The sequence below is a fragment of the Marivita sp. S2033 genome (assembly GCF_046592965.1).
Lineage (GTDB): Bacteria > Pseudomonadota > Alphaproteobacteria > Rhodobacterales > Rhodobacteraceae > Marivita.
The window spans coordinates 14,921-41,893 of sequence record NZ_JBISBV010000013.1 but is presented as its reverse complement, the minus strand read 5'-3'; the positions used below and the strand labels follow the sequence as shown (position 1 = coordinate 41,893).

Below are 26,973 nucleotides of genomic sequence, written 5' to 3'. Positions count from 1 at the left end.
GTCGAGGAAGCTTCTGAACAGAAATATCAGGGGGGTCACTTTTGGACGCCGATTACCCCAATACAGGGGTCAATCTTGCATGCCGGTTCACAGCGTGCCTTTCGTATTGCACTGCCCGTAGCCGTCGGAAAGTACCTCGGATGCGGGGATGTCGTCAGCTCGATTGTATCCGAACGAGATTTCATTTCGAACGAAATCATAGGCAGCTCCGATCCGATCGTATTCGGATAAGTCGCGCCAGCTGCGGCTCTCTATTAGATGCGCAAGAGGCGCGGCATCAAAATCCAGTAGTTTGGTGGGTGCAAGTAGGGGGTTGGTTATCTGCAACGGAGTCGCTCCTCGAATCGTCTTGGAACAGACTAGTCTCTATAGTTACTGTAGCTTCAACCCCTTCTTTTAGAAACGATCTCTCGCAACTACTTGTCCGTGTGAACTGCTTTGTGGTGTTCACCGTGTGCGTCGCGTAGGATATTGACACCGCCCCAGGCCGCGATCCCGGCGATAATCACACCGACGACTAGGTCGGGCCAGTTCGTTCCCAGCCAGGCAACGAGGCCACCTGCGACCACGATTCCGAGGTTTGCCGCAAAGTCGTTCCAGCTGAAAGTATTGGCCGCGCGGATGTTGACGTCCGGATCTTTGAGCCGAGCGAGCAACCAGACACAAACTGAGTTGATGGCCGCCGCGCTCAGCGCCATGACGATCATAACGGTGCCAAGGGGATCCGACCCACCGACATAGCGGCGCCAAGCATCGTAAAGGATCCCGATGGCGAACACGATCAGCAAGCAGCCCGAGACATTCGCCGCACCACGTTTCCATTTCGCAGACCGCGACAATGCAAACAGACTGATTGCGTAGACCAAGCTGTCTGAAAGGTTGTCGAGCCCGTTTGCGATCAGGGCACTGGAATCCCCGAAGGCCCCGGTCGCAAAAAAGGCCATGGCAAGACCCACGTTTAGACCGAGAACAATCCAAAGGGTGCGTCTTTCGCTTGCTCCTTTTCCTGCAGTCATACTTCCCATTCCGCTTGGTCGACTATGATCCTTCAACCTCTCGGGCAGATCAGAGTTCCGGATTGATTAATAATGGTCAGTTCCATGTACGACCGCCGGGAGCTGTCAGTCAGGCGTCTCAACCAAAGTAGAGTATAGCCCTTTTTATGGGGCGATGAGATCGCGATTTGAGACGGTTTCAAGTTCAAACCATAAAGTTCAATTGGTTCGTGGCGCGGCCAGTATTATAGCTGCGCCGAGCAAGCAAACGGCTGTGCCAAGCGTATCCCACCTGTCCGGTCTGTGACCCTCTGCAAGCCACATCCACAGTACCGAAGCCGCAATGTAGACTCCGCCATAGGCGGCAAAGGCGCGGCCCGCAGCAACCGTTTCGACTTGCGCCAGAAGCCACCCGAATACCACCAAGGCTACAATACCGGGTACGAGCCAAGCCGCGGATGCGCCGAGGCGCCACCAGCTCCAGATCGCGAAACACCCGGCGATCTCGGCCAAGGCCGCAAGCGGATAGGCAAGCGCGGCAGGCATCTCAGGCACCGATCTCGTCGTGTTCGGTCAAACATTCGGAATGATCCCGCAACACCTCAAGCACCTTGCAATCGGCGGTACGTCCACCGCTGCATTCGTGAACCATGCGTTTCAGTTCGGTGCGCAGCGCCTTCAGACGGGCCATGCGCTGCTCCACCTGCTTTAGCTGGCGACGCGCAATCGCGTCGGCTTCTTCGCAGGGCCGATTGGGCTGGTCGCTGAGGTCGAGCAGCTCGCGGATCGCATCAAGCGAGAAGCCGAGTTGTCGCGAATGGCGGATAAAGGACAGTCGGTCGAGCTGTGCATTGTCATAGCGCCTCTGTCCGCCTTCAGTCCGGCCGGGTTCGGGCATGAGCCCGATCTGCTCGTAGTACCGAATGGTCTGCACCTTTGTGCCGGTCTTCTTTGACAGAGTGCCGATCGTGAGCATCTTCGCCTCCATGAAAAGTTACAGTCTTTGTAGGTTTTGCCGCCCCAATAGACAAGTGCCGGATTCACAGACGCGTGAGTTTAAGCCACAACGTGATTTCGCGCTTGAACCTCTAGTAGCTAGAGGATGTAAACGCGGCAATAATCAAGAATCAAAATCAGGCGCACAGGATTGTCCCTCACATCGGCACAGAAATTTCTTTGGGTTTTGGCAGGCGTCGCGTCGCTTGCCTTCGTATGGCTTTTGCTCTGGTCGGACTATCGCGCTGACCGCGCCCGAACCGACAACGATCCAGCGTTTGTCGCTGCATTCGAATTGACGGACCACCAAGGTGTGGTTCGCACGGAAGAAGACTTTTCGGGGCGTTGGATGTTGGTATTTTTCGGCTTCAGCAACTGCCCCGATGTCTGCCCGACGACACTGTCTGAGGTCGCGGCGGTGATGGACGGTCTGGGCGACAATGCCGCGAGGGTCCAGCCGATTTTCATAACCATCGACCCCGAACGGGACACGCCCATGGCACTCGCCGAATTCGTTCCGCTGTTCGATGCGAACATCATCGGGCTGACAGGTACGCCCGAACAGATCGCCGCTACATCCGAAACGTTTCCGATCTTCTTTGAACGCATCGAAGAGGCTACAGCTCCGGATGGCTACACAATGGGCCACACGTCACATCTGTTTCTATTCGATCCCGAGGCAGGCTTTGCAGACTCATGGCCCTATGGCACGTCCGCTGAAGAGATTCTCGCCGATCTGGAAGAGAGGATCTGACCGACATGAACCGCGTACCCGCAGAAACCGCCCTCGGGCTGGCATGGATCGTTGCCCTCGTCGCCTCGCTTGCTGTACTTTTCATCGGCGAAGTGATGGGGCAGACACCCTGCGTGCTGTGCTGGTTCCAGCGCGCCTTCATGTTCCCGCTCGCGATCATTCTCGGCCTCGGCCTTTGGTGGCGAGACGGCAGCGTCGGGCGCTATGGCATCGCTCTGGCGCTTGGTGGTGGCGTGGTCGCCCTGTGGCACATGGGCCTCTACGCGGGCCTGATCCCCGAACGCATCCAGCCCTGCACGGCCACCGGCCCCTCTTGCACCGATGATAACCAATTGGTCTTCGGCATTCCGATCCCGCTGATGGCGCTGGTCGCCTTCGCACTGATCGGGTTCCTGTCGGCACTTTCATTGAAGGAAACACAAACATGAATCGACGCGGCTTAATCCTGTCCGTTCTCGCCCTCGGCGTTGCCGGTTTCGGCGGAGCCACTTGGTACGCGACTCGCCCCGGCCCCGCGGCCGAAGCAAAAACCGTTGCGCCGGAACTCGCGGACGCGATGATCCGCTCTTACTCGCCCATCCTCGGACCTGCCGACGCGCCCGTCACGATTGTCGAATTCTTTGACCCGGCCTGCGAGGCTTGCCGCGCCTTCCATCCGATCGTGAAGGACATCATGGCACAGCATGGAGATGCCGTCCGCGTCGTTGTCCGCTACACCGCGTTTCATGGCGAGGCATCCGAGGAAGCGATCCGCGTGCTCGAGGCAGCACGCATGCAAGGCGTTTACGAGCCGGTGCTCGAAGCCGTTCTGCGGGATCAGCCGAGATGGGCGTCGCACGGCGCGCCTGAGCCCGGTCTGATCCTCCAGATCGCCGCCACTGCCGGACTCGATGCAGAGGCCGCGCGCACGCAAATGCTGGCACCGGATGTCGTTGCGATCCTGAATCAGGATCGTGCGGACGTCGAAACCGTGGGAGTTCGCCAGACTCCTACTTTCTTTGTAAACGGCAAGTCGCTCGATCCATTCGGGGAGGCAGAACTGCGTCGATTAGTGGCCGCGGAAGTTGCCGCCGTGCAAAGCTGAATGGAAAAGGCAGGACCAAAACGATGAAAAAGATTATTATGACGGGCACACTGGCCGCGCTCTTGACCTTTGGAGGGCTCTCAGTACCCGCACTAGCCGGACCCGTGGATGTCGTCGTCGAAAGCGCCTGGTCCCGCGCCTCCATAGGGATGAACCGCCCCGGGGCCGTCTACATGACGATCCGCAACACTGGCGACGAGCCGGTGACGCTGATTGGTCTTTCAACACCCCTCGCGATGATGCCCGAGATCCACGAGACGAAGACCAATGCCGAAGGTGTGAGTTCCATGAGCGCGGCAGGTGAGATCGCGATCGCCCCGGGCGAGAGCGTCGCGCTTGAGCCGGGCGGCCTCCACGCGATGTTGATGCGGCTACAACAACCCATGACGGAAGGGGAAACCTTTCCGCTGACCCTACTTTTTGTCGACGGGGGCGAGGTGACAGTCGAGGTGCCGATCCTTGGCATCGCCGCACGCGGACCGGAAGACTAATGCGACGAAGGACGATCGCAGGATACGGCGCGGCCGGTGCCGGTGCAATTGCCTTGACGCTCTTCGTCGGTTGGTGGCGGGTCGACGGACCCGGTGCGCCCGAACCTATCGAGCAGCGGCCTATGGCTCTGACCGAGATGGATTTCCGCCTGACTGACCATGAAGGCAACGAGGTCGGGCCGGAAACCCTGATCGGGCGACCGACGATGGCGTTCTTCGGTTTCACTTACTGCCCCGATGTCTGCCCGACCACGCTCTCGGACATTTCAGGTTGGCTCGACGATTTAGGAGACGAAGCCAAACAGCTGAACGTGGTTTTCATCACGGTCGATCCCGAGCGCGATACCGTCGAGGCGATGGCAGAATATGTCAGTTATTTCCACCCAGCGATCCGCGGCTGGACGGGACCGGAGGGGCAGATTGCGCGCATCGCGGACGGCTTCCGCGCTGCCTACGAGCGGGTGCCCACGGAAGGCGGCGACTACACGATGAACCACACGGCCAGCGTCTTCCTGTTCGGTGCTGCTGGACGGTTCGTCACCATGATTGACTATCATGAACCGAGGGAATTCGCGGTACCGAAGATCCGCCGCGCGTTGGAAGAAGAAACGGAGGGGGCGACATGAGGCTCAGAACTTTTGCGGCAGGTGTCGCGCTTGCGGGGACCGTTTCGGGGGCGGCTATCGCCTTCTTCGATGTTCTGTCGAAAGAATCCGTGCCGCCAGAACTTGCCCAGGCAGGTAGCTGGATGCCCCAGCGTCCTGAAGCTCCCCGGAGCCTGGACATTCCGTTGTCGCTGCCAGCTACGGCGTGGGCGGAAGATACACCCCGCCTCGGCCCCTTCCCCCTGCTGCAGGCCGCTGTTGTTGACAGGCCGATGCAGGCGATCGAACCGCCCCTGTTGACTTGGTCTCGCGACATATCTTCTGGTGAAACGCTCGACTCCTTGCTTTCCGAAGCCGGTCTTGCGGGAGCCGACCGGGCGGAAGTCGCCCTTGCGCTTGGCGCGGAATACGATCTGCGACGGTTGCGGCCGGGGAATTCGGTCACTGTTGTTTCGACTATGGATGGCAGCCCCCGCACCGTCTCGCTCGCCGTCGAGGACGGGGTGCGGATCGAGGTGCTTTTTGGCGAGCAGGTGTCCACGCAGGTCGTGGCGCCGGATCCGGAGGTCGTAACCCTTGCTGGGGAGGCCGTGATCGACACCTCGATCTTCGCGGCACTCGACAATGCCGGCATCCCCGCCCGATTTGCCGTGGACCTTGCGCAAATGCTGGGTGGAACCGTGGATTTCCGCCGTGAGATGGCTGGAGGCGAGACACTAAGGCTTCTCTGGCGCGAGACGCGCGTCGGCGATGACAAGATCGGACAGCCGGACCTCGCCTTCGCCGCACTGGAAATCGGCGATTCGCTTTACGAGATCGTTTGGCCGGACGACGGCAGCGGTCAGGCGACGATCTACGTCGATGGCGAGGTGCTTCGCGTCTTTGCACAGCCGGTCGAGGGCGCGCGCCTCAGCTCGGTGTTCGGGCGCCGCACACATCCGGTCTACGGAAACGTCCGGATGCACACCGGCGTCGATTTTGCCGCGGCAAGCGGGACGCCGGTACGGACGACGGCACCGGGCCGGGTCAGCTTCATCGGCTGGCGAGGCGGCTATGGACGCGTGGTCGAAATCTCCCACGGCTCCGAGACCATGACGCGCTACGCGCATCTCAGCGCCGTGCCGGAGGGCCTATCACAGGGCCAACGCGTGGCGGCGGGAGATGTGATCGGCCGCGTTGGCGCAACCGGCACAGCGACAGGTCCCAACCTGCACTACGAAGTCCTCGTAGATGGGCGTCCGACTGACCCTCTCTCTGACGACCGGCTCGCAGAAGCCGCAGAGAAAGAGGTGGATGATACCGCCGCGCTGTTGCGTCTGACCGAGGCGCGCGCGCTTCTGACTGAAAACCTTGACAGCGAAATTGCCCAGACGACAACCGAAAGGCTCTGACCCATGAAACGCATGACCCAAGCTCTGACCATCGCGCTCGCCCTGTTCCCGGCGGCCCAGGCCCTCGCAGAGGCAACAGCGATAGACGTCCGCAAGACCAACGGATGCGGCTGCTGCCTGTCCTGGATGAACCATCTCGAGGAAAACGGATTCGCGCCGACGGGCGAGAACATGTTTGGCGGGTCGCTGGTTCGTTTCAAGCTCGACAACGGCGTGCCGCAGCGCATGGTCTCCTGCCATACCGCGCTCATAGAGGGCTACGTGATTGAAGGCCATGTCCCGGCCGCTGATATCCGCCGCCTTCTTGAGGAACGCCCGGACGCCGTCGGCCTCGCCGTTCCGGGAATGCCCTATGGCTCGCCCGGCATGGGGCCGGAAGAAAACCGTGAAGCTTATGATGTCTTCCTCATCCGCGAGGACGGGTCGACCGAAGTCTTTTCAAGCTACGCCGAAGGATAATCTGGCCCGCTTATGGAAAACCTGTCTCCGATAATGCTCGGCTTTCTCGGAAGCCTTGCCGCCGGATCGCTCACGGCAGTCGGAGCAATTCCCGTGCTGTTCGGGCGCATCCCGTCGCGGGCGACGCGCGATCTGTCGCTCGGCTTCGCTGCCGGCGTCATGCTCTCAGCCTCGTTCTTTTCTCTGATCATCCCGGCATTGGATGCGGCGGAGCCGATGTTCGAAAACGGCGCGATGCCTGCGGTCATCGTTTGCGTCTCGATCCTTTTGGGCATGGGGGCCGTTGCATTGATGAATGAAAGGCTGCCGCACGAGCATTTCAGAACGGGACGCGAAGGGCCCGAAGCGGCGTCCTTACGGCGGGTCTGGCTGTTCATCATCGCGATCACGATCCACAACTTCCCCGAAGGCCTCGCGGTCGGAGTTGGCTTCGGTTCCGGAGGTATGGAGGGCGGTCTGCCACTCGCTATCGGCATCGGGCTTCAGAATGCGCCTGAAGGGCTGGCCGTCGCGGTATCCCTGTTGGGCGAAGGATATCCGAAGCTGCGCGCATGGGGCATCGCCGCGCTAACGGGCATGGTCGAGCCGATTGGCGGTTTGCTCGGGGCGGGCATCATCACACTGTCGGAACCGCTGCTGCCATGGGGCTTGGCCTTTGCCGCAGGCGCCATGCTCTATGTCATCAGCCACGAAATCATCCCCGAAACCCATCGAAGCGGCCATCAGAACAAGGCAACGCTCGGCTTGGCCGTCGGGCTCGTTTTGATGCTTTTTCTCGATGTTTGGTTGGGGTGACGCAATGCCAGTGCATAAACTATCTCCGGTGATCGGCATTTTTGCGGCGCTTACCGCTTTCGTAATCGATCAGATCACAAAAGCCATTGTTGTGGCGAATGCGGCCTCCTTAAGCACTGGAATCGCCGTGTTTCCAGGTTTTAACCTTGTCTTTTATCGCAATGATGGCGTCACTTTCGGATTACTTGGCGGCGCACCATGGTGGAGCCTCATAGCTCTCGCTCTTGCCATCTGCGGCTGGCTGGGGGTTATGCTGTTTCGCGCCGAAAATGCGGTTGAAACGCTCGCTTACGGAGCGATCATCGGTGGAGCCTTGGGCAATGTCATTGATCGTGTGCGGTATCGGGCTGTAACGGACTTCCTGGATTTCTACATCAACTCAACGCATTGGCCTGCCTTCAACATGGCCGATGTGTTTGTCGTCAGTGGCGTGGGGCTCTTGCTCGCCGCACCCTGGGTCAGTGCGCGGCGTCCGATCAAGTCGTGAAGCCGGTAATTCTGAACTGCTTCGCTCTGCGCAAACGTCTGCTCTCGCGGATGACGCTTGGTTTCGCCGCCGGGGCGCTGACCGTTCTAACCTTCCCGCCTTTCTCGATTCTCCTTCTTGTTCCCGTTGCCTATTCTGCGTTGTTTGTCGGTCTTCGCGACCTCTCCTTCGGGCGTGCTTTTCTCGTCGGCTGGGCGTTTGGTCTCGGCCAGTTCGGTTTCGGGATTTCGTGGATCGCGGAAAGTTTCTACGTCGAACCCGAGCGTTTCGGGGCGCTGGCGATCCCGGCCGTCGCGGGATTGTCCGCAGGTCTCGCGATTTTCCCGGCCATTGCCGCCGTGCTCTTCGTCGAAATCGCGCGGCGCGGAGCCATGGGCAGTCTCCTGGCCTGTCTCCTGTTCGCGACCTCCTGGACCGCGGCCGAGTGGTTGCGCGGTCACGTTCTGACAGGTTTTCCGTGGAACCTCGCCGGCTACGCTCTTGTCGATTACGCCGCCCTTCGCCAGCCCGCCGCCTGGGTGGGAAGTTATGGGCTAAGCTTTCTCACCGTGTTCGTAGCGGCACTCCCCGGCGCGGCTCTCATGGCGGTCGGGCGACAACGATTGATCATCTCGCTCATGCCGCTGGCCGGCATCGTGACGATGTGGGCCGTCGGCACGCTTCGCCTCCAGTCGGATGCACCACAGCCACCGGATGTCGACCTGCGCATCGTTCAGGGCAACGTTCCCCAAGAGGAGAAATGGGCGCCCGAGAACCGCGAGGCGACCTTCGCGCTCTATCTCGAGCTTTCAACCCAGCCCGGCGATTTCGACGTTCTTCTCTGGCCGGAAACCGCCTTTCCCGGGTTCCTCGATGAGGATGCCCAGGCGCGATCCCGCATTGCCGCTGCGCTACCGGACGGCAGCGTGCTGCTAACCGGAGTGCCGGACCGTGTACTGAGCGAGGATGACACCCGATATTTCAACACCGTCCAGGCTTTTGACGATACCAATGAGATCCTGACCGGATACGCGAAACACCATCTCGTGCCCTTTGGCGAATACGTGCCATTCCGCGGCTGGTTGCCGATCGAGCGGCTGACGGCGGGGCTGGGCGATTTTACGCCCGGACCGGGTCCGCGCACCCTTGCGCTTCCGGGTATGCCCCTGGTCGCCGTGGCGATCTGCTATGAGATCATTTTCCCGGGCCATGTGGTCGACGACATGTTCCGACCCGACTGGATTTTTAACGCGACGAACGATTCCTGGTTTGGAACCAGCATCGGACCCGAGCAGCATCTGGCTTCCGCACGTATGCGCGCCGTAGAGGAAGGCCTTCCTGTCATCCGAGCCGCGAATACGGGCATCTCTGCGGTCATCGACGCGAACGGAGAGATCATTGCGCGGCTCGATACCGGGGAAAGGGGCATCATCGACGCTGATCTTCCCTCAGCGCAGCCGCCTACGCCATATGCGCTTTTCGGGGACTGGATGTTGCTGGCGCTCATCTTGGCTTCGTGGAGCTGGGCTCTGGCGGCCAATGCGACGGCTAACTACCGCCGCATGAGAAAGACCGTCATGCAAAGATGTGGATAGGCGTTCCGTCCTTCACCATTGCATAGATGTCCTCGATCTGCCGATCTGTGACTGCGATGCAGCCAGCTGTCCAGTCGCGGATGTCCGTCGGGTCGATGCCGGGGCGTGGACCACCATGGATGAAGATGTCGCCGCCGGGGGAAAGGCCCTGCGCTGCGGCAAAGGCGATGTCGGCCTCATTTGGATAAGAGATGCCAACTGAAAGATGATACGTACTTTCAGGGTTGCGCTTATCGACTATGTAGGTGCCCTCCGGGGTCCGACCGTCTCCCTCGAATTGCTTGTGACCCTGAGGAGCGAAGCCCAGCCCGATCGGATAGGTTTGCAGCACGCGATCGGATCCGTCGAGAAAAAGCAAACGCTGTCCCTTGTAGAGCCGAAGTCGCGTCACTTCGGGTCCGTCATAGCTGCGGAACTTGCCGGCACAGCCCGACAAAAAGGCCGCTAAGCCACCCAACAGGACGGCGCGGCGGGGAAATCGGATGGTTTTCACTGCTCGATGCCTCTTTCGTGAGGTCTGATATGGACATTATGTTACCTTGCAAATGCTGCGTGATCAATGTCCGTGGGCAAGCGCGGCCTTTGCCATCTGTGGCCCAACCTGCTCGCCACCGGACGGCGGTGCCTTGGCCTCTTGGCTGTTAAGCAGGCGCAGGGCGTTCGCCACCACCAGCAATGACACACCCACGTCGGCTGCAATAGCGCCCCACATCGATGCCATTCCGAACGCGGTAGCGACAACGAAAACTCCCTTGGTCGCCAAGGAAATACCGATGTTCTGATGGATAATCGACATTGTCCGGCGCGAATGACCGATCAGCCAAGGCACCTTGCCGAGGTCGTCGGTCATGAGGGCAATGTCCGCCGTCTCGATTGCCGCGTCAGAACCAACCGCACCCATCGCGATGGCATAATGCGCGCGCGCCATTGCGGGAGCATCGTTCACCCCGTCGCCGATCATGGCAACCATGTCATGAGTTTTGACCAGTTCTTCGATGGCTGTCACCTTGTCTTCGGGCAGAAGCTCAGCGCGCACCTCGTCGATACCGACCTCGGCGGCAACGGCGCGCGCTGTTCGCTCGTTGTCACCGGTCAGCATGACGATGGTCTTCACGCCCTGCGCGTGAAGTTGCGCCACGATGCCCTTGGCATCAGGGCGGATGCGATCGCGCAGTTCAAGAATGCCCGTCACACCGGATTCATCGCCGACAGCGACAAGGGTGCTGCCGGCGCCTTCGATCCGCTCCCGCAGATCCTTCGGAATGGCGTCGCCGAAACCCTTCTCCTCGGCAAACCGGTCCGACCCCAGCCAGATCGACCGTCCGTCAGTGCGTCCTTCAAGTCCTCTGCCGGGAATGGTGCGGGTATCCTCTGCGGCGGACACCTTGACGCCGTCGGCCTCCGCCCGCGCGAGAATGGCACGCGCCAAAGGGTGCGACGAACGTGCCTCCAGTCCTGCGGCGAGGGTCATCAGATCTTGCGCTGAAGCCCCGCCCAGCGGGTGCACCGCCGCCACTTCCGGCTGGCCCATGGTGATTGTGCCGGTCTTGTCCATGGCCAGCGCCGTCGTCCTGCCCGGCGCCTCTACATAGGCACCGCCCTTGATGAGGACGCCCGCCCGCGCCGAAGCGGTGAGCGCTGCGACGATGGAGACAGGGGTCGAGATGACCAGAGCACATGGGCAAGCGATCACCAGCAGCACGAGGGCATTGTAGAACCAGTAATCCCAGGCTCCGCCGAAGATAAGCGGCGGCAGTAGCGCAATTGCGACGGCGAGAGCCATGACGATAGGCGTGTAGATGCGGGCGAACTTTGCCACCCACTGTTCCACGGGCGCGCGGCGGGCATGAGCGTCGCCGACCATGCGGATGATCTTGGCCAAGACGGTATCCGAGGCGGCCTTCGTGGCGCGCACCGTTAGTGTACCTTCGCCGTTGATCGTGCCCGCATAGACCTCGTCTCCGGCCTCTTTGGGTATCAAAGCACTTTCGCCTGTGATCGGCGCCTGGTCGACCGCGCCCGCGCCACCCGTCACCAGGCCGTCGAGCGGGATACGGTCGCCACCGCGTACAATAAAGCTTGAGCCTACGGCGACTTGCGCCGCCGGCATGTCGGTCTCGCTTCCGTCATCGCGGATCACGCGCGCGGTGGGTGGCGCAAGATCCAGGAGCGCCGACACCGCGTTCCGCGCGCGCCCAACGCTCCAGCTTTCGAGAAAGAGGGACAGCGAAAAGAAAAAAGCCACTGTCGCTGCCTCGAAGAATTCACCGAGCCCGATGGCTCCGGCGACTGCGACAACCATCAGCAGGTTCATGTCGGGCGACAGCCGACGTGCGGACGACCATGCCTTCGGTGCCACAAGCCAAACGCCGAATAGGATAGCAACTGCAAAAAGCCCTGCCTCGGCCAGCGGCATCGGCGCTTCGCCGTGCCCCGCGAAGAGGCCGAGCGCCCCGCCCATACCTGTCTCGACGATGTGCCAGAGAAAACCCGCCGCCCAGAAGCCGCCGCTGAGAGCCGTAAACAGCCGCTGTCGTGCAAGATGGGCCGCTTGGTCGACCGACGCGTTCTCGGCATTCCACGGCTTCGCGGTCATGCCGGTGCTCGCGACAAGTTCCGCAACTTCGTCGTCCGATACACTCTTTGCGCTGTCGAGAATGGTCATCCTCCCGTTGATCACATCGAACGCGAGATGCTCGGCCCCGCCGATCTGCGGGCCGATTACCTTATTCAAGATCGCGACCTCCTCGGCGCAATCGAGGCCGGACACCTGAAAACTGCGCCCGCCGGTTGGGGCGGGCGTCGTCGGTGCGATGTCGCCGCACGTTCCGGCGCTACCACAGCAACTGCCGCCGCTTGCCTGGGCATCTTCGGCGTGATCGTGATCGTGGCGGTGGGTGTCGGACGGCATGAACGGACCTCTGGATTCGGGTGCTTTGTAATGACATAGCCCCTACAGTAGCTAGAGCTTCAAGAGAAAAGTTCGGTGGTATTTCCGTTTGTTTTCTTGCTAGACGGTCCGACGACAGCCTCAATCACGGCGTGAGGCATAAAAAGCCGATACTAAGAAAACAGAAAAGAAAGGAAACTCGATGCAGGTTTTGATGCTGAAGCAAAAAATGATGGTTGCGGTGGCGCTTTTGCTCACGACAGGATGCGCCATCCAGCCGACAGGGCCGAACGACACGGCAGACCAGACGGGCAACGTTCCCGAAGCCGTGGTTGCGATGGCTGCTCCGGATCAGGATGTTGCAACCGCGCGCCTCGTGCCGGAAGACGGCTGCTATTGGTACGAACACAGCGGGCCGGTCGAAACGACGCTGCTGCCGTTGCGCACGGCGAACGGTAATCCGATCTGCGTGGCACGCGAAGCTTGAGGACGCGCCACACGTTGGATCAACGCGCCTCAGACCTACGCACCACACTCAACTTCGCGCGGTGACACTGTCCTCCGCCGAGTACAAATGTGCCGTCGATTCGATCTCAACGTTGGGATAAAGTTCGTTAATGTGAGCCATGACCATCCGCACGCAACCCGAACTGGCTCGACCGCCGATACTTCTCGGATAGGGCGTGCCGTGTATTCGAAGATAAGTGTCGCGGTCTCCGACGTACAGATAGATGGCTCGTGATCCCAAAGCGTTTTCGGGGCCGGGTTCCATCCCGTCGGCCCATCGTGCGTTTTCCGGATCCCGCTCGATCATGTTCTGGGTCGGTGTCCAATGCGGCCACCTCACCTTGCGTTTGATCGTGTAGACCCCAGGCTCGTATAGGTTGCCCCGGGCAATGGCCACACCGTAGCGCATTGCGGTCCCGCTCTCCTCGATATGATAGAGATACCGCGCGACCGCATCGACATGGATGTCTCCTGGCACGAGTCCGGGTTTCGCGACCACGCGCTGGGGCAAAAAGCGCGGGTGTAGGCCCCAAGGGTTTGACGTGGCCGGATCGAATCCGGGCGGCGTGACTTGCGCGTCCCATTCAGCCTTCTGTGCCTCGGCGGGCCAGGTATCGGCCAACAGGGGGCTGGAAACAGACGCGGAGAATAGCGCCGTTGTTGTTTGAATGAAGTGTCGTCTTGTCAGCATGTCTTACCCTTTCGGTTCCCACCAGAATCTATGGCAAGAACGGTATCTGTTCACTTTGATTAGATAGGACTTCTAGTGGCTAGAGGTTCAAGGACATATTTTCGTGAAAACACACGATCCTTGTGATCCGCAATTTACCATCCGCTACTACGAAAAGATCGGCGCGCCGCCCAGCCTGACCCGGCCTGTTCCCGAGACCACGGTTGCTGCAGAGTCAGATCCTGTCGAAGCTGGCTATGGAGGAAGGCCATATCGCCCGCTTCGCCTGAGCAGCGAACGGCAGTGTGGTGAACTTTGACTTGCACGGTGACGGGGGCAGGCAAAGCAGCAACGACAAACAGGGCCGCGCAGTGTCCAAAATACCGGGCGTCTTGCTCGCCGCCTTCACCAGTCATCATAGATGGTGAAGGCACAACCGCACGGAAGCGCCGGCCACAGCGGCCTTGCGCACTGGCGAGGAGTATCTCCAAATTCGAGCACCTTGATTGCCAAGGTTCCGGCGGGCTTTGCCTCCTCCTACCGGAACTTTGGCCGACTGGCACGCACCCGTCAGGATACCGAGCGATGACGCTCATCTCTTAGGTCGTGGTGCGCCACATCCGGAACCGGCCCTGCCCGGTCACTTCGCAGATCAAACCCCGCGCTTCCATCCAGACGAGGTTGCGCTGGACGGCGGCGCGGCTGGCACCGGTCAGGGTCTCGGCCATTGGGGCGGAGACGAGGGGCCATTCGGCCAGCACGGCGCGCAATGCTGGTGGTGTCTTGCCAGAGAGCGGGGCCATCATGGTTTCCGCCCGCGCTGACCATGCCTGGATATCGTCGAGGTGCCGCATCGCGGTCAGGCATGCTGTTTCCATTCCCTCGAGCCAACGCTCCAAGCGCTCAGCTGGTGGGCCACTGGCGCGCAGCCCCCCTGCCCCGCGCATAGCCAGAGGCGCAAAGATGGCCCCTCCATTCGAATTCGGGCCTTCGCTGGCGGCAATGCGTGCGGCGGTAACCGCCGCTTCCATCCGGTCGCCCTGTTGCCCGAGGCCCGCAAGGCTCCAGAGGTGAAGCCCCATGCAGGCGCGTGTGATCGGGTGCAGGTCGACGGCTTGCGCCATCAGGTCAAGCCAACCGCCCGCGCGATCCGCAAAGGTTTCGGCTTCACCTGCTATGTTTTCGGGGTCACGGCGATCGAGGAAGGCGGACAGGTCCACCTCTGGGCCGGGACCGCCTGTTAGACGCCGCACTGCCCATCCGACACGCGCGAGCGCTGCAGTGTTGTCCTGCACGCCGGACAGGCGCATGGATATCCAGAGCGCCAGCCGATCCGGGCCAATACGGTCACCCACAAACCAGCTGAGGTCTGCCGCCTCCATCAGCGCGAGCCTGTGCCGCCAGCCTTTCGGGCCACGGCGCAGCCGGTCATCCAACGCGCCGATCCGACCAGCCACACGGGCGAGACGCGCGGCATTAACCGCCTCTGCCTTCCGCCAATCGTCGAGGACTGCGGTTTCACGCAGCTCTGCTCTCGGTCCGGGCGGCAGATAATCCGGCTCCACTTCCATCGGACCGGGCAGGAACCACAGGTCGTCCTCAGACGTCTCTTCAAGCCCCTCCGAATCCACTAGAGGATCGTCAAAACTATCATAATGTGTAGATACTTGAGGCTTCATATGTGCAAAATACGGCACTTTTGCATTTTACCCAAGTGTTTTGTCAGGGTGCGCCCACACACCTTATATAGCACGTGCGCGCGGTGGTCTGCGAGATCTCTCTGATCACGCTCAGCGTATGGAATCCAAGGGGTTTTTGATGAGCAGCACCACAGAGAGAGCGGTTGCATTCGTTTACAAACGGTCGTTTATTGGCGATACATGAAACTGCAAAAAGACTGTTTGGATGCCCCTGATCGGTTATGCTCGTGTATCTACCGAGGATCAGACCCCCCTGCCCCAGTCGCAGGCTCTGAAATCTGCGGGTTGCGCCGAAATCCACGAAGAACAGGCCTCGGGCGGCAATCGTGCGCGGCCGGTGCTGGCGCGGGTGCTTGAACGGATCAGCAAGGGCGACACGCTGGTCGTCGTTCGGATCGACCGACTGGCGCGGTCGCTGTCGCATCTGCTGGAGGTGATCGAGCGGCTGGAGGCCAAGGGGGCGTTCTTTCGCTCGATCCAGGACCCCATCGACACCGGATCCCCGCAAGGCAAGTTCACGCTGCAGGTCCTGGGCGCTGCGGCCGAGTTCGAGCGCGCCCTGATCCGGGAACGCACCAAGGCCGGCCTCGCCAGCGCGCGCACAAAGGGCCGCGTGGGCGGGAACCCTGGGCTGCGTGCCAAAGACCCTGCTGCTCTTCGCAAGGTGCGGCTGGCAAGACAGGACGGCTACATGGAGCGTCTGAACGAGACGGCCCAAGACTGGGTGCCCCATGTCCGCCACCTGCGGCCCGACTTGGCCTGGGAAGACGTGGTGCGCATCATCAACGGCCCCTTGCCCGAGGCGCGTCGCTGGACACAAAGCCGTCTTTTGCGCGCCGTGAAGGCCTATGTTCGCGATGGGTTCCTGCCTGCCGAGGTGCTGGCCCGCGCCGGGCGCCGCGAAACCGACGACCGCCTGCCTGCCATCGTTGCCGCGATCAAGGGCGCGGATCCCGACACCACGCTTCAGGCGATCTGCACCCGGCTCGAAGCGATGCGCGAGCGCACGCCCCGCGGGCGGACAAGCTGGCAGCCTTCGTCGGTGAAGATGCTGCTGGAGCGGGCCGAGAGGCTGGGGTTGCTCGACTGAGATCCCCGAGAATCGTCCATCCGATTCTGCCGACTGATTTCTGTACGCACTCACAATACATCTTGTGGTCGCTTCGTAGCTGGCAACGAGGTGTTGAAGTAGAGTGAGAGCGCAGTCGCCCAAGACGCTGATTTTTAACAGTTTACCGTCGACAGAAATCAGCGCCTTCAACGCGCTCAGGCCGCTCAACGGTTTGGTCTGGATTTATCCACAATATCTGTTAAGCTTTGCAAAACAATAAAGACTTGAGGGCAGTGATGAACGGGATACGGGCCTCCCAGAGATTTGAAGTCATGTCCAAGCGGCTTGGTAGTCGGTTGCGCGAACATGCGCAGGAAACCTTCCCACCGGACGCTCAGAAGGGCCTCCGCCGCTTCGCCATGCGGGAAGCGGCTGAACTTCTTCGCATTAATCAGAACACCTTCCGCCATCATGTGTCAAACCTCGAAGGCTTCCCCGAAGGTGTTCTGGAGGGCGGCAACCGCCGTAGCTTCTCTGCAGAGGAGATGGTCGAGGCACAACGCGTACTTCTCGAGACTGGAAGGATCAAGCCAGAAGAACACCCGCACAGAAGACAGGGAGAGGCTTGTCAGGTCTTGACGATCTTCAACCTGAAGGGTGGTTCGGCAAAGACGTCATCTGTTGCCCATGTGGGACAACTACTGGGTCTCCGCGGCTACCGGGTCTTGCTGATCGACCTCGACAGCCAGGCAAGTCTGACAAACCTGTTCGGGGTTACTCCCGAGCTCGATCCGGATATGCCGACTTCATACGATCTTATCCGATCCGATGATCCACTGCCCGCAGCAGAGATAATTCGCAGAACGAACTTCCCGACCGTGGATCTGATCCCGGCATCCATGGACATCATGGAGTACGAGTTCGAGGTAGCCCTGAGCTTCAGACACGGCGCCACCACGTTCCATAGCCGCATCCGGGAAGCGCTTGAGCCCGTCCTCAACCGATATGATGTGGTGATATTTGACACCCCGCCGCAGCTGAACTTCTCGGTAATCTCTGCCCTCTTTGCATCGACCGGGGTCCTGATCCCGCTCAACGCGTCGATGCTCGATGTCATGTCGCTGGCGAGCTTTCTGGGCATGGCCAGCAACCTAATGGGCGTCGTCGAGGCACACGCCCCGGAACATGGACTGAACTTCGTGCGAGTTCTGATCACCCGCTACGAAAATACGGATGGTCCGCAGGTGCAGATTTCGTCTCTGCTTCGGACAGTCCTCGGGGATGCCGTGCTGTCTGCCGAGTTTCTGAAATCAACAGCCGTGGGTGATGCTGCGAACACCCAGCAGAGCATCTTCGAGGTCGAACCTCGCGACGTGAATCGCAGAACTTACGAGCGCGCGATCGAGTCCGTCTCGCGCGTGACCGACGAAGTCGAATGCGAAATCCTGAAAGCATGGGGGCGTAGCCATGGCGCGTAAAGTCTTCGGGGACTCACTCAAGAACGCGATGGGCAAAACGCCGCCTTCGGACGAGGATCTGGATGTGAAGCGAACGAGCCCTACCGTAGCTCGCGCACAAGCATCCGTGCTCGAAGAGGATAAACACGCCACGCGGCTGATCGACCCGACCGCCATACGGATGTCCGCGGTCATGGACCGCATCGATCCAAGCGATGGTCTGGATGAACTTGTCTCGTCGATCCGCGAGCACGGTCAAAAGGTTCCAGTGCTGGTTCGCCGAACCCAGGACGGTGCGCTTGAGATCGTCTATGGACGCCGTCGGCTTCTCGCTTGTCGCCAACTTGGTCAGAAAGTGCGCGCCACGGTCATGGAGATGACCGACGAGGAAGCTCTCATTGCCCAAGGCGTAGAGAATAATGCGCGCCAAGACCCATCGTTCATCGAAAGGGCTCTGTTTGTCGCCGGGATCATTCGAGAACTTGGGAAAACCGACGAAACGCGCAAGAACGCTCAAACGATCGCGTATCGGGCACTTCAGATCGATGAGTCGCTCGTCTCGCGGATGAACCGTATCGCTACGGGCATCCCGATGGAACTGATCCAGGCTATCGGACCTGCACACGGCGTTGGCCGACGGGTTTGGGAAAAGCTTTTCAGGCTGTGCGAGAAAGACGTCGCGAGAGCCCGAGAAGTTGCCGGCGAAATCCCTCGCAACATACCGGGCCCCGACCGTCTCGAAGCGGCGGTTGCCTTGCTGACAGCCACCAAACCATCGACGCAGAAGACACATCCGAGTGAGCGCGTGAAGATCGGCAGAAAGGGCAACCGCATAACCATCGATGTGGACGCCGATCTTGTCCCTCGTGTTGAGGAGGCAGTCCGGAAGCTGGTCACTGAGCTTCTTGACCGCGGTCAAGACGGGCCAGAGTGACGACCCCGTGTCTTGACCGCGGTCAAGACATCAAAAGCAACGAGCAGAAAACGAAAGGAGGACCGGCTAGAAAAAGAAAGACCCCCCGAAAGCGGTGCTTCCGAAGGGCCTCAATCAGTCTCGACACCTGATTGATACCCCCAAAACGAATCGATTTCAACACCGCTCGCGGTGAACGGGGAAGCTTTTTCTTCCGAAACACCATGAGACATGCAACTGAAACAACAACCGCCCTGGCGGAACGGACATCTTTGCCCTGCCCGACCCCCTATGAGCTTCTGGGCCCGGTTCGCATACTGAGGAAGGAGCTGGGTCTCACAACCAATGACCTCGCCGTTCTGACCGCGCTCATTAGCTTCCTACCCCGCAAAGAACGTGAGATTCAGGACAGCCAGCGACTTACGCTCACTGTCGTGTTCCCATCGAACGCGTCTCTGTCAGAGCGCGCCAATGGACTCGATGAGAGAACACTTCGACGCAGCCTGGGACGCCTCTCAGATGCTGAACTGATCGAACGCAAGAACTCAGCAAATGGCAAACGCTTTCCGCTGAGGTATGGAGGCGTTATCAGAGATGCCTTCGGTATCGACCTGATGCCCTTGATACAGAGGTACGGCTCGCTCGCGACACAAGCCTTGCGACTCACCGAAGAACGCGAGCGCTTGCGCTCACTGAAGGCTGAGGCGTTGGCCCTACGTGCTTCGCTACTCCAACAGACACGCTTCGATGAAGCAAAGCTCTCTAGCCTCAACATGATCAGAAATGTCCTACGTCGAGCAACATTAACCGTTGATGCAGTCCTGAGCGTTATCTCGGAACTTAGAGCCCTCGGAGCCGATACCGACGCAAGCTACGGTGAACACCATGCCGCAGCAAAAGCTGGTTCCGAAGATAATCTACAAGCTGTCGAGCACCGACCTCATGCACTAGATTCCAACGATCTGCCCGCCACAAACGGACAAAATGTCCGGCACATAGAGTCTATAAAAAAAGATACTAAAAAGACTACTCGCTCTACGGTCAATCGCTGTGAACAAACCACAAAATGCAAACCCACGATGAACCGAGACCCAGCACGCATGGCATGGGAAGACTTCACCCATGTTGCGGGATTTTTCCCAGAACCACCGCGCACTGGAGAAGCCCTTACCCGCATTCTATACGACCTCGGTCGATTGCTTAGAATAAGCCAAGACGAACTGCGGCATGGCATCCAGAAAGCTGGCGCAGGAAAACTGCTTCTCGTCTTCGACTACCTGATAGCAAGAGCAGACACGATCAGACACCCCGACGCCTATTTCGAAAGGGTCCTACGCACACACCTTGCTCCCACATGAGCTTCTTGACCGCGGTCAAGAACCACCGTGAGAGCGAAAGGAGTGTTGGTTTGAAGGTGACGGGAAGTGAGATCGGGAGAGTGGCTTCCGACGCCCGTCGTGGAGAAGATCTGATGACGAAAGCTGTCCAGAAAATCATCCTGTCGCCGTCGCGGGATATCCCTTTCGACAAGCTGGTGCTGAGAAAGGCCAACGTGCGGCGCATCAAGGCTGGCGTGTCCGTTGAGGAACTGGCCGAAGACATCGCCCGCCGCGGCCTCTTGCAGAGCCTGAGCGTGCGGCCCGTCTTGGCTGACGATGGCACCGAGACCGGCAAGTTCGAGATCCCCGCCGGTGGCCGCCGGTTCCAAGCGCTGTCGCTGCTGGTGAAGCAGAAGCGTTTGGCAAAGACCACGCCCATTCCCTGCATCGTCCGCGATGCAGCGTCCCACATCCTCGCCGAGGACGATTCCCTTGCAGAAAACATGCAGCGCGTCGCCCTGCACCCGCTCGACCAGTTCCGCGCGTTTGTGGCGCTGCGGGACAAGGATCAGAGCGATGCAGAGATAGCTGCCGCCTTCTTCGTGACGCCGCAGATTGTGAAGCAGCGCCTCAAACTTGCCTCCGTCGCCCCTGCCCTGCTTGAGATTTATGCCGAGGATGGCATGACGCTGGAGCAGCTCATGGCCTTCACCGTGAACCCCGATCACGCGCGTCAGGTTCAGGTCTGGGATGTGATCCATTCTTCCTGGAACAAGGAGCCATTCCAGATCCGGCGCATGCTGACCGAGACCTCGGTCCGGGCGTCAGACCGGCGTGCGGTCTTTGTGGGTATTGAGGCCTATGAAGCGGCGGGCGGCACGATGCTGCATGAACTGTTCCAAGGCGATGACGGTGGTTGGCTCGAAGACCCTGCCCTGCTCGATCGGCTGGTGACAGAAAAACTCCAGGCCGAGGCTGAGACGGTTGCGGTTGAGGGCTGGAAGTGGATCGAGGTCGCACAAGACCTGCCTTACGGCTACAGCCACGGCCTGCGTTCCCTGTCCGGTGATCCGGCACCGATGACGGATGACGAAGGTGCGGCCGATGCAAAGCTGCTCGCCGAGTATCGGGCGCTGGAAGACGAATACGCGGGGCAGGATGACATCCCCCACGAGATCGACACGCGGCTTGGCGTATTGGAAACGGTGATGAAAAAGATCGAGACCTGGCCGTTGATCTATCATCAGACAGAGATCGGACGGGCAGGTGCGTTCGTCACGCTCGACCGCTACGGCGCTCTGGCAGTCTATCGTGGCTATGTGCGTCCAGAGGATGAGCCCGTTGACGAGACCGCGGTCCAGGATGGTACGGATCCTGCGGTGGCGGGGCAGGGGTATTATCGTGATCTCACCGATGGCCATGGCAGTGCCGCTCATGGCGGAACCGTCATCACGTCGGGTGGCCAGCCGATTGGCGGCGACCTACCGGAGGATGAGGATGACGGAGCGCTGAGGCCACTGCCCGAGCGGTTGGTCATGGAGTTGACGGCCCACCGGACGCTGGCTTTGCGTGAAGCGATCGGGCGCTCGCCGGATGTCGCGCTGACGCTGCTGCTCCTGAAGCTGGTGACGGACACCTTCCGCACCTCCTCTGCTTCGGGCAGCTGTCTCGAGGCCTCAGTGCGTCAGGTCTACATGTCAGCGCAAGCGCCCGATCTGAAGGACAGCGTGGTCGCCAAGCTGGTCGACGAGCGTCACGCGGAATGGGAAGCCGATCTGCCGCTTGGCGATGATGCAGCGCTCTGGGACTATCTGACGGTCCTCGATCAGGGCAGTCGGCTGGCCTTGCTGGCGCATTGCCTCAGCTTCGGCGTCAACGCGCTGCACGAGAAGGTGAACCCTTACGGGGCAGGCATCTCTGCAGGTGGTCTGACCCGGCGCATGGCGCAGGCGGATATCGTGGGGCAAGCCGTTGATCTCGACATGGTCGAGGCGGGCTGGGAGCCGACGGTCGACACCTATCTCAACCGCGTGCCCAAGGTCCGCATCCTCGAGGCGGTGCGCGAGGCGAAAGGGGAGGGGACTGCCCAGCTTCTCGACCACCTGAAAAAGGGCGAGATGGCCAGTGAGGCCGAGCGCTTGCTGAAGGGCAGGGGCCAGATGTCGATGCCGAACTGGCCGACAGCGTCAGTGAAGCTGACGTTCCCGCATTCCTGACGGATGACCTGCCTGCTCAAGGCGCGTCGATGCTGGCCGCAGAGTAACGTGTTCCAACAGGGGGGCGGGCATTCCGCCCCCAATCACCCTATAATATAACAATATCAATAAGATGAGTGCGATTACTCACATTCGGAATGAGGAATCATGTCTGCTACAACCATCATCGACACCGCGCCCTTCGGGGCGCTGCGACGTGAGACTTCAAGGTCAGTGCTCCCGATCTTTCACATGGGCATTTGGAGCATCAGTTGGCAATCTGACGGATGCCTGAAATCCAGAAGTTTCACCGGGACGTGGTGACTGGAGCAAGAGAGAGGTTTCGATCCGTTCTGCGATTGCTGCAACGATAGCGAGGCCAAGCCCGCTACCATCAGTTTTTGCATCTGCCCTCTCGAAGCGCCCTGTCAGGCGTTCGAGTGTTTCGGTTGCTACCGCGGGGCCCTCGTTCGCCACGATCAACTGCCCGTCGCTCGTGAGTGTAACCTCGACTGGGGCATTCTGCGCCCCGTGGCGTAGGGCGTTTTCCACCAGATTCCGGCACAGAATTCCCAATGCGTCGGGGTCGATATCAGACAAGACAGGCGTGTCCGGCAAGTTCAACATAAGGCGCCCGTTCTCTGTGCTGCGCGCAATATCTTCCACCACGACCCGAGTGATCGTTCTGACATCAGAGCTCTGGTCCATCCGAAGTCTACCGCCTTCGGCCCGCGCAAGCTGCAGGAGACGCTCGGACAGCCGAGTGAGACGCTTGAGCGTCGCCTCGATCTCGGCGGCGCGCGCGTCGATGGTCGGATCTTTGGTCTCTGACCGCAGTCGCTGCGCCTGGGCGATAGCGCCCGCCAATGGTGTCCTTAGTTCATGAGCCGCATTGGCTGCAAAACTTCGCTCAGCCTCGAACGCGTCGCGCAGCCGAGCCAAAAGGCTGTTCAAGGTTGCGGCCAGCGGGCCGATTTCCGTCGGCAGGTCGGCCGCGGGTACTTCTGACAGGTCGCGCACGCCGCGCGCTTCAAGCCGCGTACGGAACCGATGGAGAGGGGCGAGGCTGAAGCGCACAGCGAGAATAATCGACGCGAGCGCCAACGGCAGCACAACCAGCAGCGGCAGGCCGAGGCCCATCTGGATTTCCCGAGCAACCGAAGCGCGATGCGCCAACGGTTCGGCCACGGTGATGCTGATCGTCCCCTGGAGCACCGCGTCGCTGTAGAGGCGATGTGTGGCGTTCTGCCCAAATCCCGGACCATCGTATGGAGGGAACACGGCAGGGTCCGCCGCATGGGATTGCAGCAAAATGCGTCCCTCGGCATCGCGTACGATGTAGGTGAAGAACTCGTCATGCTCACGGATCGGCGCGAGACGCTGCGTCATACCCTGATCTTCCCGCCCGACGATGTCGGTCACGGCCAGCGGCAGGATGCGCTCGGCGGTTTCGCGCAGGGCGCTGTCGAAGACCTCATCCATCTCGCCCCGAACGATCACCGCGGTAACCGTGGCGGCGGCGAGCCAGAGAATCGTCAGCACAAGGCCGAGTGACAAGCCGAGCCGTACCTGAAGGCTGGATGGCCACATCATGGCTTGCCCAGCCGGTAACCCATGCCGCGCTCGGTCTCGATGATGGCGCTCCCCAGTTTCTTGCGCAGGCGGCTTACGTGCACCTCGATGGTGTTGCTCTCGACTTCGGCGTCGAAAGCGTAGAGCTTCTCCTCCAACTGCGCCTTGGATAGGAGCTGCCCGGGACGCGCCAGGAAGGCCTCGAAGAGCGCCCATTCCCGCGCCGTCAGCGGCACATGTCTGCCATCCCGATGGACGCTGCGCGCGGCAAGGTCGATGTCGAGCGGTCCGTGGGTCAGGATCGGGTTGGGGTTGCCGCTGTAGCGCCGCGCGACCGATCCGATCCGTGCCGACAGTTCCGACAGGTCGAAGGGCTTCACAAGATAGTCGTCAGCGCCCGCATTGAGCCCTTCGATCCTATCGGACACCTGGTCGAGCGCCGTCAGGATGATGACCGGCGTCACGTCTCCACGCGTCCTGAGGCCCTTGAGGAACCCGATACCACGTCCGTCTGGCAGCATGAGGTCGAGCAGGAGCAGGTCGTAGGAGGTTGTGCTCATCGCGTCTGCCGCCGCGTCTAGCCGCGTGACCCAGTCTACTGACTGGCCATCAGCTGCGATCTGGTCGCGCACGGCAGCGCCAAGAGTCGTGTCGTCCTCGATCAGCAATATGCGCATGGTCGTACCCGTCCTTTCCTGATGTCCCTCCATGATCCGTCTGGCTGACACGAAGCTGAAGCTTGTGGGTCGAGCCCCTTCAGGCTGCCGTCAGCTTCGCGGCGCATGAATGGCATCAAGAGGCGAGCCACTAGGAGTGTGCCCCATGAAGAAGACATTGACAATTATCGGCTTTCTCGCGGTCTTTCCGGTCGGCGCGGCGCTGGCTGACGACGATTGCTTCGTGCCGATGGCCGACTGGCAGCCGCGCGATGCTGTTGCCATGCTGGCCGAAGAAAATGGTTGGACGGTGCGCCGGATCAAGATTGATGACGGCTGCTACGAGATCGACGGGAGGGATGCCGAGGGGCGTGCGATCGAGGTGACTGTCCACCCGGCCACGCTGGAGGTAATCGAGTTCGAATACGAGGACGACGAGGATGATCGCCGCGAGCGGGATCACGAGAGACGCGACGATGACTGATGCAGCGCGTCGCGACGGTAATGTCCCGGTGCCGGGCTTTCCGTCACTCCACCGGCTTTCCCTCAACTCTCCTCTAGCCCTGACGGGCCCGGTTCTGGTGGCGCTGCCATGCCTGCTGGCGGCACTGCTCGGGTTCAACACCTATGCGCCTTATGGCGCGGATGCAGCACTTGGCATTGCCGTCGGGGCGGCGGCAGTTGTCGCGATGGCACAGACCCTGATCCTCGCCGCACGGCCGCCACTAGTGGAACCATTGTTCGGCGGTCTCGATCGCATGTACCGGGTCCACAAGTGGCTCGGCATTTCCGCAATGGTCCTGATGATCCTGCACCAGCAGATCGAGCCGGATTTCGAGCGTATGGTGCGTGAAACCTCCCTTGGAGAACTTGGTGAAGAGGCGGGCGAACTTGCCTTCAATGCGCTTCTCGCCCTGGTTGCTGTCAGCTGGTTCCGGAGATTGCCCTTCATCGGGCTGGAAATCCCCTATCAGATCTGGCGGTTCAGCCATCGTTTCATGGGGGCCCTTTTTGCAATCGTGGTCTTTCACCAGTTCTTCGTCGACATGCCGACAGAGGTAGATCCATCGCTCTCGGTGCTTCTGAACACATTCGGCATCGCCGGAGTGATCGCGTGGATATTCACCGAGCTGGTCGCCCCATACCTGCGGCGTAGAGAATTCACCGTCACAGAGATCAGCCAGACCAAGGACACCACCACGCTAACCCTCCGCGCCGAGAGGCGGGCCATGCGGTGGCGGCCGGGGCAATTCGCCTTCTTCCGCGCGCCAGAGGCAGGACTGTCCGAGCCGCACCCCTTCACGATCGCCAGCGCCCCGCGCCCTGACGGCACCCTGACGTTCTCCATCCGGGGGTTGGGTTGCTGGACACGAAGCCTGCCCGCCATCTTGCGGACCGGAACGCGCGTGCAGGTCGAAGGGCCATATGGACGGTTCAATTTCCGCAAGGGCGGTGCGCGCCAAATATGGCTTGCCGGCGGCATCGGTATCACGCCGTTCCTCGCCTGGGCGGAAAGCCTGACAGAGGCGGAGAGTCGCGACATTCACCTCATCTACTGCGTTCCGACACAAGAAGAGGCGATTGGGGTAGAGACGCTGCGCGCTGCGGCTGCCCGCAACCCGAGGTTCAGTTTCGAGGTGGTCGTCACGACGCGCGATGGCAGGCTCACGGCCGAGCGCCTGATTGGCGCGGTCCCTTTCGCGATCCGGCAAGCCGATCTGTGGTTCTGCGGCCCAACCGGTCTGAAGGACGGGGTTCTCAAGGGCTTGAAAGCACAAGGCCAAACGCCTCGCCGTGTCCGCTTCGAGCTGTTCGAATTCGCCTGAACGCGGGGCAGGGCGCATAGCCATGCCAGCCCTGTAGCCTGCGCTCGCATCTTTTTGGCCCCGCCATCATCGGCGGGGCCATTTTCCTGACGGCAAGCTGAAGCAGGAATCGCTGGGGCGTCAGGATGCCCTCAGGTCGGGGTGCCAGATTGGTCTCATCAAACGAAAGGACCCCTTGCCATGAAAAAGACCCTGACCGCCCTTGCCCTGATCGCACTCTTGCCCGCCGGCGCTGCGCTGGCCGACGACGATGATTGCAATGCGCCCCGTGACCAGTGGCAGCCGCGCGAGGCCGCCATGCAGATGGCCGAACAGAACGGTTGGACGGTGCGCGACTTCGAGATCGACGACGGCTGCTACGAAATCGAAGGCCGAGACCAGGATGGCCGCGAGATCGAGGTGAAGCTCGATCCGGCGACGCTGCAGATCGTCGAGATGGACTACGAGGATGATGACGACGACCGCGGTGGCGCCCGCAATCCCGCGCCCGCTGGAACGGTCGCTCCTCCGCAGAACGGCCTCTTCGGAAACGGCGCCCCTCCGCAGGTTCAGGTGAACTGAACAGCTCCGAAGCACCCTGAACAAG

Annotated in this window: 29 protein-coding genes and 1 pseudogene; 20 read left to right on the top strand and 10 right to left on the bottom strand. The window is 60.7% G+C overall.

From position 1 onward, the window contains the following. Positions 1-90: 90 nt before the first annotated feature. From ACGKZZ_RS15655 to ACGKZZ_RS15640, 4 genes and pseudogenes are all read right to left on the bottom strand, one after another. Positions 91-321, bottom strand: a pseudogene (locus tag ACGKZZ_RS15655) (transglutaminase); the annotation flags it as partial. A 95-nt stretch (positions 322-416) separates the two neighbouring features. After that, the gene (locus ACGKZZ_RS15650) at positions 417-1,025 is read right to left on the bottom strand and encodes a cation transporter (RefSeq protein ID WP_369808880.1); all 609 of its coding nucleotides are present in this window, start codon (positions 1,023-1,025) and stop codon (positions 417-419) included. A 189-nt stretch (positions 1,026-1,214) separates the two neighbouring features. Beyond that, entirely contained in the window at positions 1,215-1,541 is a 327-nt protein-coding gene (locus ACGKZZ_RS15645) for a YnfA family protein (RefSeq protein WP_056037240.1), read from the bottom strand. A 1-nt stretch (position 1,542) separates the two neighbouring features. Continuing rightward, positions 1,543-1,971, bottom strand: a complete 429-nt coding sequence (locus tag ACGKZZ_RS15640; RefSeq protein WP_039965742.1) for a MerR family transcriptional regulator — start codon at positions 1,969-1,971, stop codon at positions 1,543-1,545. 171 nt (positions 1,972-2,142) lie between these two features. On the opposite strand from ACGKZZ_RS15640, the gene ACGKZZ_RS15635 reads away from it, so the two are divergent. Genes ACGKZZ_RS15635 through lnt form a run of 10 tightly spaced genes read left to right on the top strand, consistent with a single transcriptional unit; the run spans position 2,143 to position 9,631 of the window. Beyond that, entirely contained in the window at positions 2,143-2,745 is a 603-nt protein-coding gene (locus tag ACGKZZ_RS15635) for an SCO family protein (RefSeq protein WP_232617642.1), read from the top strand. 5 nt (positions 2,746-2,750) lie between these two features. After that, complete coding sequence (locus ACGKZZ_RS15630) at positions 2,751-3,173, top strand: disulfide bond formation protein B (protein WP_009807981.1); 423 nt, start codon at positions 2,751-2,753, stop codon at positions 3,171-3,173. Further along, positions 3,170-3,829, top strand: a complete 660-nt coding sequence (locus tag ACGKZZ_RS15625; protein ID WP_027238632.1) for a DsbA family protein — start codon at positions 3,170-3,172, stop codon at positions 3,827-3,829. Before ACGKZZ_RS15630 ends, ACGKZZ_RS15625 begins: the two co-directional genes overlap by 4 nt. Positions 3,830-3,852: 23 nt before the next feature. Then, positions 3,853-4,320 carry a copper chaperone PCu(A)C gene (locus ACGKZZ_RS15620; protein WP_027238631.1) on the top strand — a complete coding sequence of 156 codons (468 nt, stop codon included), beginning with the start codon at positions 3,853-3,855 and terminating at the stop codon, positions 4,318-4,320. Next, positions 4,320-4,946, top strand: coding sequence for an SCO family protein (locus ACGKZZ_RS15615; protein WP_009807978.1), 627 nt, complete (start codon positions 4,320-4,322; stop codon positions 4,944-4,946). The genes ACGKZZ_RS15620 and ACGKZZ_RS15615 overlap by 1 nt, the downstream gene beginning before the upstream one ends. Further along, positions 4,943-6,316: a M23 family metallopeptidase gene (locus ACGKZZ_RS15610; protein ID WP_050525821.1), complete on the top strand. Its 1,374-nt coding sequence runs from the start codon at positions 4,943-4,945 to the stop codon at positions 6,314-6,316. Before ACGKZZ_RS15615 ends, ACGKZZ_RS15610 begins: the two co-directional genes overlap by 4 nt. A gap of 3 nt (positions 6,317-6,319) precedes the next feature. Next, positions 6,320-6,775: a DUF411 domain-containing protein gene (locus ACGKZZ_RS15605; RefSeq protein ID WP_009807976.1), complete on the top strand. Its 456-nt coding sequence runs from the start codon at positions 6,320-6,322 to the stop codon at positions 6,773-6,775. A gap of 12 nt (positions 6,776-6,787) precedes the next feature. After that, positions 6,788-7,570, top strand: coding sequence for a ZIP family metal transporter (locus ACGKZZ_RS15600; RefSeq protein ID WP_184567944.1), 783 nt, complete (start codon positions 6,788-6,790; stop codon positions 7,568-7,570). After that, on the top strand, positions 7,554-8,057 hold the full coding sequence (gene lspA / locus ACGKZZ_RS15595) for a signal peptidase II (protein ID WP_221384978.1): 504 nt from the start codon (positions 7,554-7,556) through the stop codon (positions 8,055-8,057). The genes ACGKZZ_RS15600 and lspA overlap by 17 nt, the downstream gene beginning before the upstream one ends. A 50-nt stretch (positions 8,058-8,107) precedes the next feature. Continuing rightward, a complete protein-coding gene (lnt, locus tag ACGKZZ_RS15590; protein ID WP_221384984.1) occupies positions 8,108-9,631 on the top strand; it encodes an apolipoprotein N-acyltransferase in 1,524 nt (507 codons plus the stop codon). Here the strand turns inward: lnt and ACGKZZ_RS15585 are convergent. Together ACGKZZ_RS15585 and ACGKZZ_RS15580 are read right to left on the bottom strand one after the other, a co-directional pair. Then, entirely contained in the window at positions 9,612-10,124 is a 513-nt protein-coding gene (locus tag ACGKZZ_RS15585; RefSeq protein ID WP_184567945.1) for a L,D-transpeptidase family protein, read from the bottom strand. The genes lnt and ACGKZZ_RS15585 overlap by 20 nt on opposite strands. A gap of 63 nt (positions 10,125-10,187) precedes the next feature. Beyond that, positions 10,188-12,542 carry a heavy metal translocating P-type ATPase gene (locus ACGKZZ_RS15580; protein WP_184567948.1) on the bottom strand — a complete coding sequence of 785 codons (2,355 nt, stop codon included), beginning with the start codon at positions 12,540-12,542 and terminating at the stop codon, positions 10,188-10,190. A 181-nt stretch (positions 12,543-12,723) separates the two neighbouring features. Here ACGKZZ_RS15580 and ACGKZZ_RS15575 point away from each other — a divergent pair, with 181 nt between their 5' ends. Then, a complete protein-coding gene (locus ACGKZZ_RS15575; RefSeq protein WP_040182668.1) occupies positions 12,724-13,008 on the top strand; it encodes a hypothetical protein in 285 nt (94 codons plus the stop codon). Positions 13,009-13,056: 48 nt separating this feature from the next. Here the strand turns inward: ACGKZZ_RS15575 and ACGKZZ_RS15570 are convergent, their stop codons facing one another. Further along, positions 13,057-13,719: a L,D-transpeptidase gene (locus ACGKZZ_RS15570; RefSeq protein ID WP_027238623.1), complete on the bottom strand. Its 663-nt coding sequence runs from the start codon at positions 13,717-13,719 to the stop codon at positions 13,057-13,059. A gap of 103 nt (positions 13,720-13,822) precedes the next feature. On the opposite strand from ACGKZZ_RS15570, the gene ACGKZZ_RS15565 reads away from it, so the two are divergent. Further along, the gene (locus ACGKZZ_RS15565) at positions 13,823-14,017 is read left to right on the top strand and encodes a hypothetical protein (RefSeq protein WP_123618725.1); all 195 of its coding nucleotides are present in this window, start codon (positions 13,823-13,825) and stop codon (positions 14,015-14,017) included. A gap of 280 nt (positions 14,018-14,297) precedes the next feature. Here the strand turns inward: ACGKZZ_RS15565 and ACGKZZ_RS15560 are convergent, their stop codons facing one another. After that, positions 14,298-15,377, bottom strand: a complete 1,080-nt coding sequence (locus ACGKZZ_RS15560) for a hypothetical protein (RefSeq protein WP_184567950.1) — start codon at positions 15,375-15,377, stop codon at positions 14,298-14,300. Positions 15,378-15,603: 226 nt separating this feature from the next. Between ACGKZZ_RS15560 and ACGKZZ_RS15555 the strand changes: the two genes are divergently transcribed. The 5 genes from ACGKZZ_RS15555 (at position 15,604) to ACGKZZ_RS15535 (ending at position 22,354) form a co-directional block, all read left to right on the top strand. Further along, positions 15,604-16,488, top strand: coding sequence for a recombinase family protein (locus tag ACGKZZ_RS15555; RefSeq protein ID WP_411224485.1), 885 nt, complete (start codon positions 15,604-15,606; stop codon positions 16,486-16,488). A 293-nt stretch (positions 16,489-16,781) separates the two neighbouring features. After that, positions 16,782-17,927 (top strand): plasmid partitioning protein RepA, encoded by a 1,146-nt coding sequence (repA, locus tag ACGKZZ_RS15550; RefSeq protein WP_411224484.1) that lies wholly within the window; start codon positions 16,782-16,784, stop codon positions 17,925-17,927. Continuing rightward, the gene (locus tag ACGKZZ_RS15545; RefSeq protein WP_411224483.1) at positions 17,917-18,840 is read left to right on the top strand and encodes a ParB/RepB/Spo0J family partition protein; all 924 of its coding nucleotides are present in this window, start codon (positions 17,917-17,919) and stop codon (positions 18,838-18,840) included. The genes repA and ACGKZZ_RS15545 overlap by 11 nt, the downstream gene beginning before the upstream one ends. A 203-nt stretch (positions 18,841-19,043) precedes the next feature. Then, the gene (locus ACGKZZ_RS15540; RefSeq protein WP_411224482.1) at positions 19,044-20,177 is read left to right on the top strand and encodes a helix-turn-helix domain-containing protein; all 1,134 of its coding nucleotides are present in this window, start codon (positions 19,044-19,046) and stop codon (positions 20,175-20,177) included. Between the two features lie 113 nt (positions 20,178-20,290). Then, on the top strand, positions 20,291-22,354 hold the full coding sequence (locus ACGKZZ_RS15535; RefSeq protein WP_411224481.1) for a ParB/RepB/Spo0J family partition protein: 2,064 nt from the start codon (positions 20,291-20,293) through the stop codon (positions 22,352-22,354). A 210-nt stretch (positions 22,355-22,564) separates the two neighbouring features. Here the strand turns inward: ACGKZZ_RS15535 and ACGKZZ_RS15530 are convergent, their stop codons facing one another. Both ACGKZZ_RS15530 and ACGKZZ_RS15525 read right to left on the bottom strand, forming a co-directional pair. Then, a complete protein-coding gene (locus ACGKZZ_RS15530) occupies positions 22,565-23,926 on the bottom strand; it encodes an ATP-binding protein (protein WP_043872234.1) in 1,362 nt (453 codons plus the stop codon). Next, positions 23,923-24,582, bottom strand: a complete 660-nt coding sequence (locus tag ACGKZZ_RS15525; RefSeq protein WP_043872235.1) for a response regulator transcription factor — start codon at positions 24,580-24,582, stop codon at positions 23,923-23,925. Before ACGKZZ_RS15525 ends, ACGKZZ_RS15530 begins: the two co-directional genes overlap by 4 nt. A 145-nt stretch (positions 24,583-24,727) precedes the next feature. On the opposite strand from ACGKZZ_RS15525, the gene ACGKZZ_RS15520 reads away from it, so the two are divergent. The 3 genes from ACGKZZ_RS15520 (at position 24,728) to ACGKZZ_RS15510 (ending at position 26,948) form a co-directional block, all read left to right on the top strand. Then, positions 24,728-25,045: a PepSY domain-containing protein gene (locus tag ACGKZZ_RS15520; RefSeq protein WP_043872236.1), complete on the top strand. Its 318-nt coding sequence runs from the start codon at positions 24,728-24,730 to the stop codon at positions 25,043-25,045. Next, on the top strand, positions 25,002-26,387 hold the full coding sequence (locus ACGKZZ_RS15515; protein ID WP_043872237.1) for a ferric reductase-like transmembrane domain-containing protein: 1,386 nt from the start codon (positions 25,002-25,004) through the stop codon (positions 26,385-26,387). Before ACGKZZ_RS15520 ends, ACGKZZ_RS15515 begins: the two co-directional genes overlap by 44 nt. A 180-nt stretch (positions 26,388-26,567) precedes the next feature. Continuing rightward, positions 26,568-26,948: a PepSY domain-containing protein gene (locus ACGKZZ_RS15510; protein ID WP_009503876.1), complete on the top strand. Its 381-nt coding sequence runs from the start codon at positions 26,568-26,570 to the stop codon at positions 26,946-26,948. Positions 26,949-26,973 lie beyond the last annotated feature (25 nt).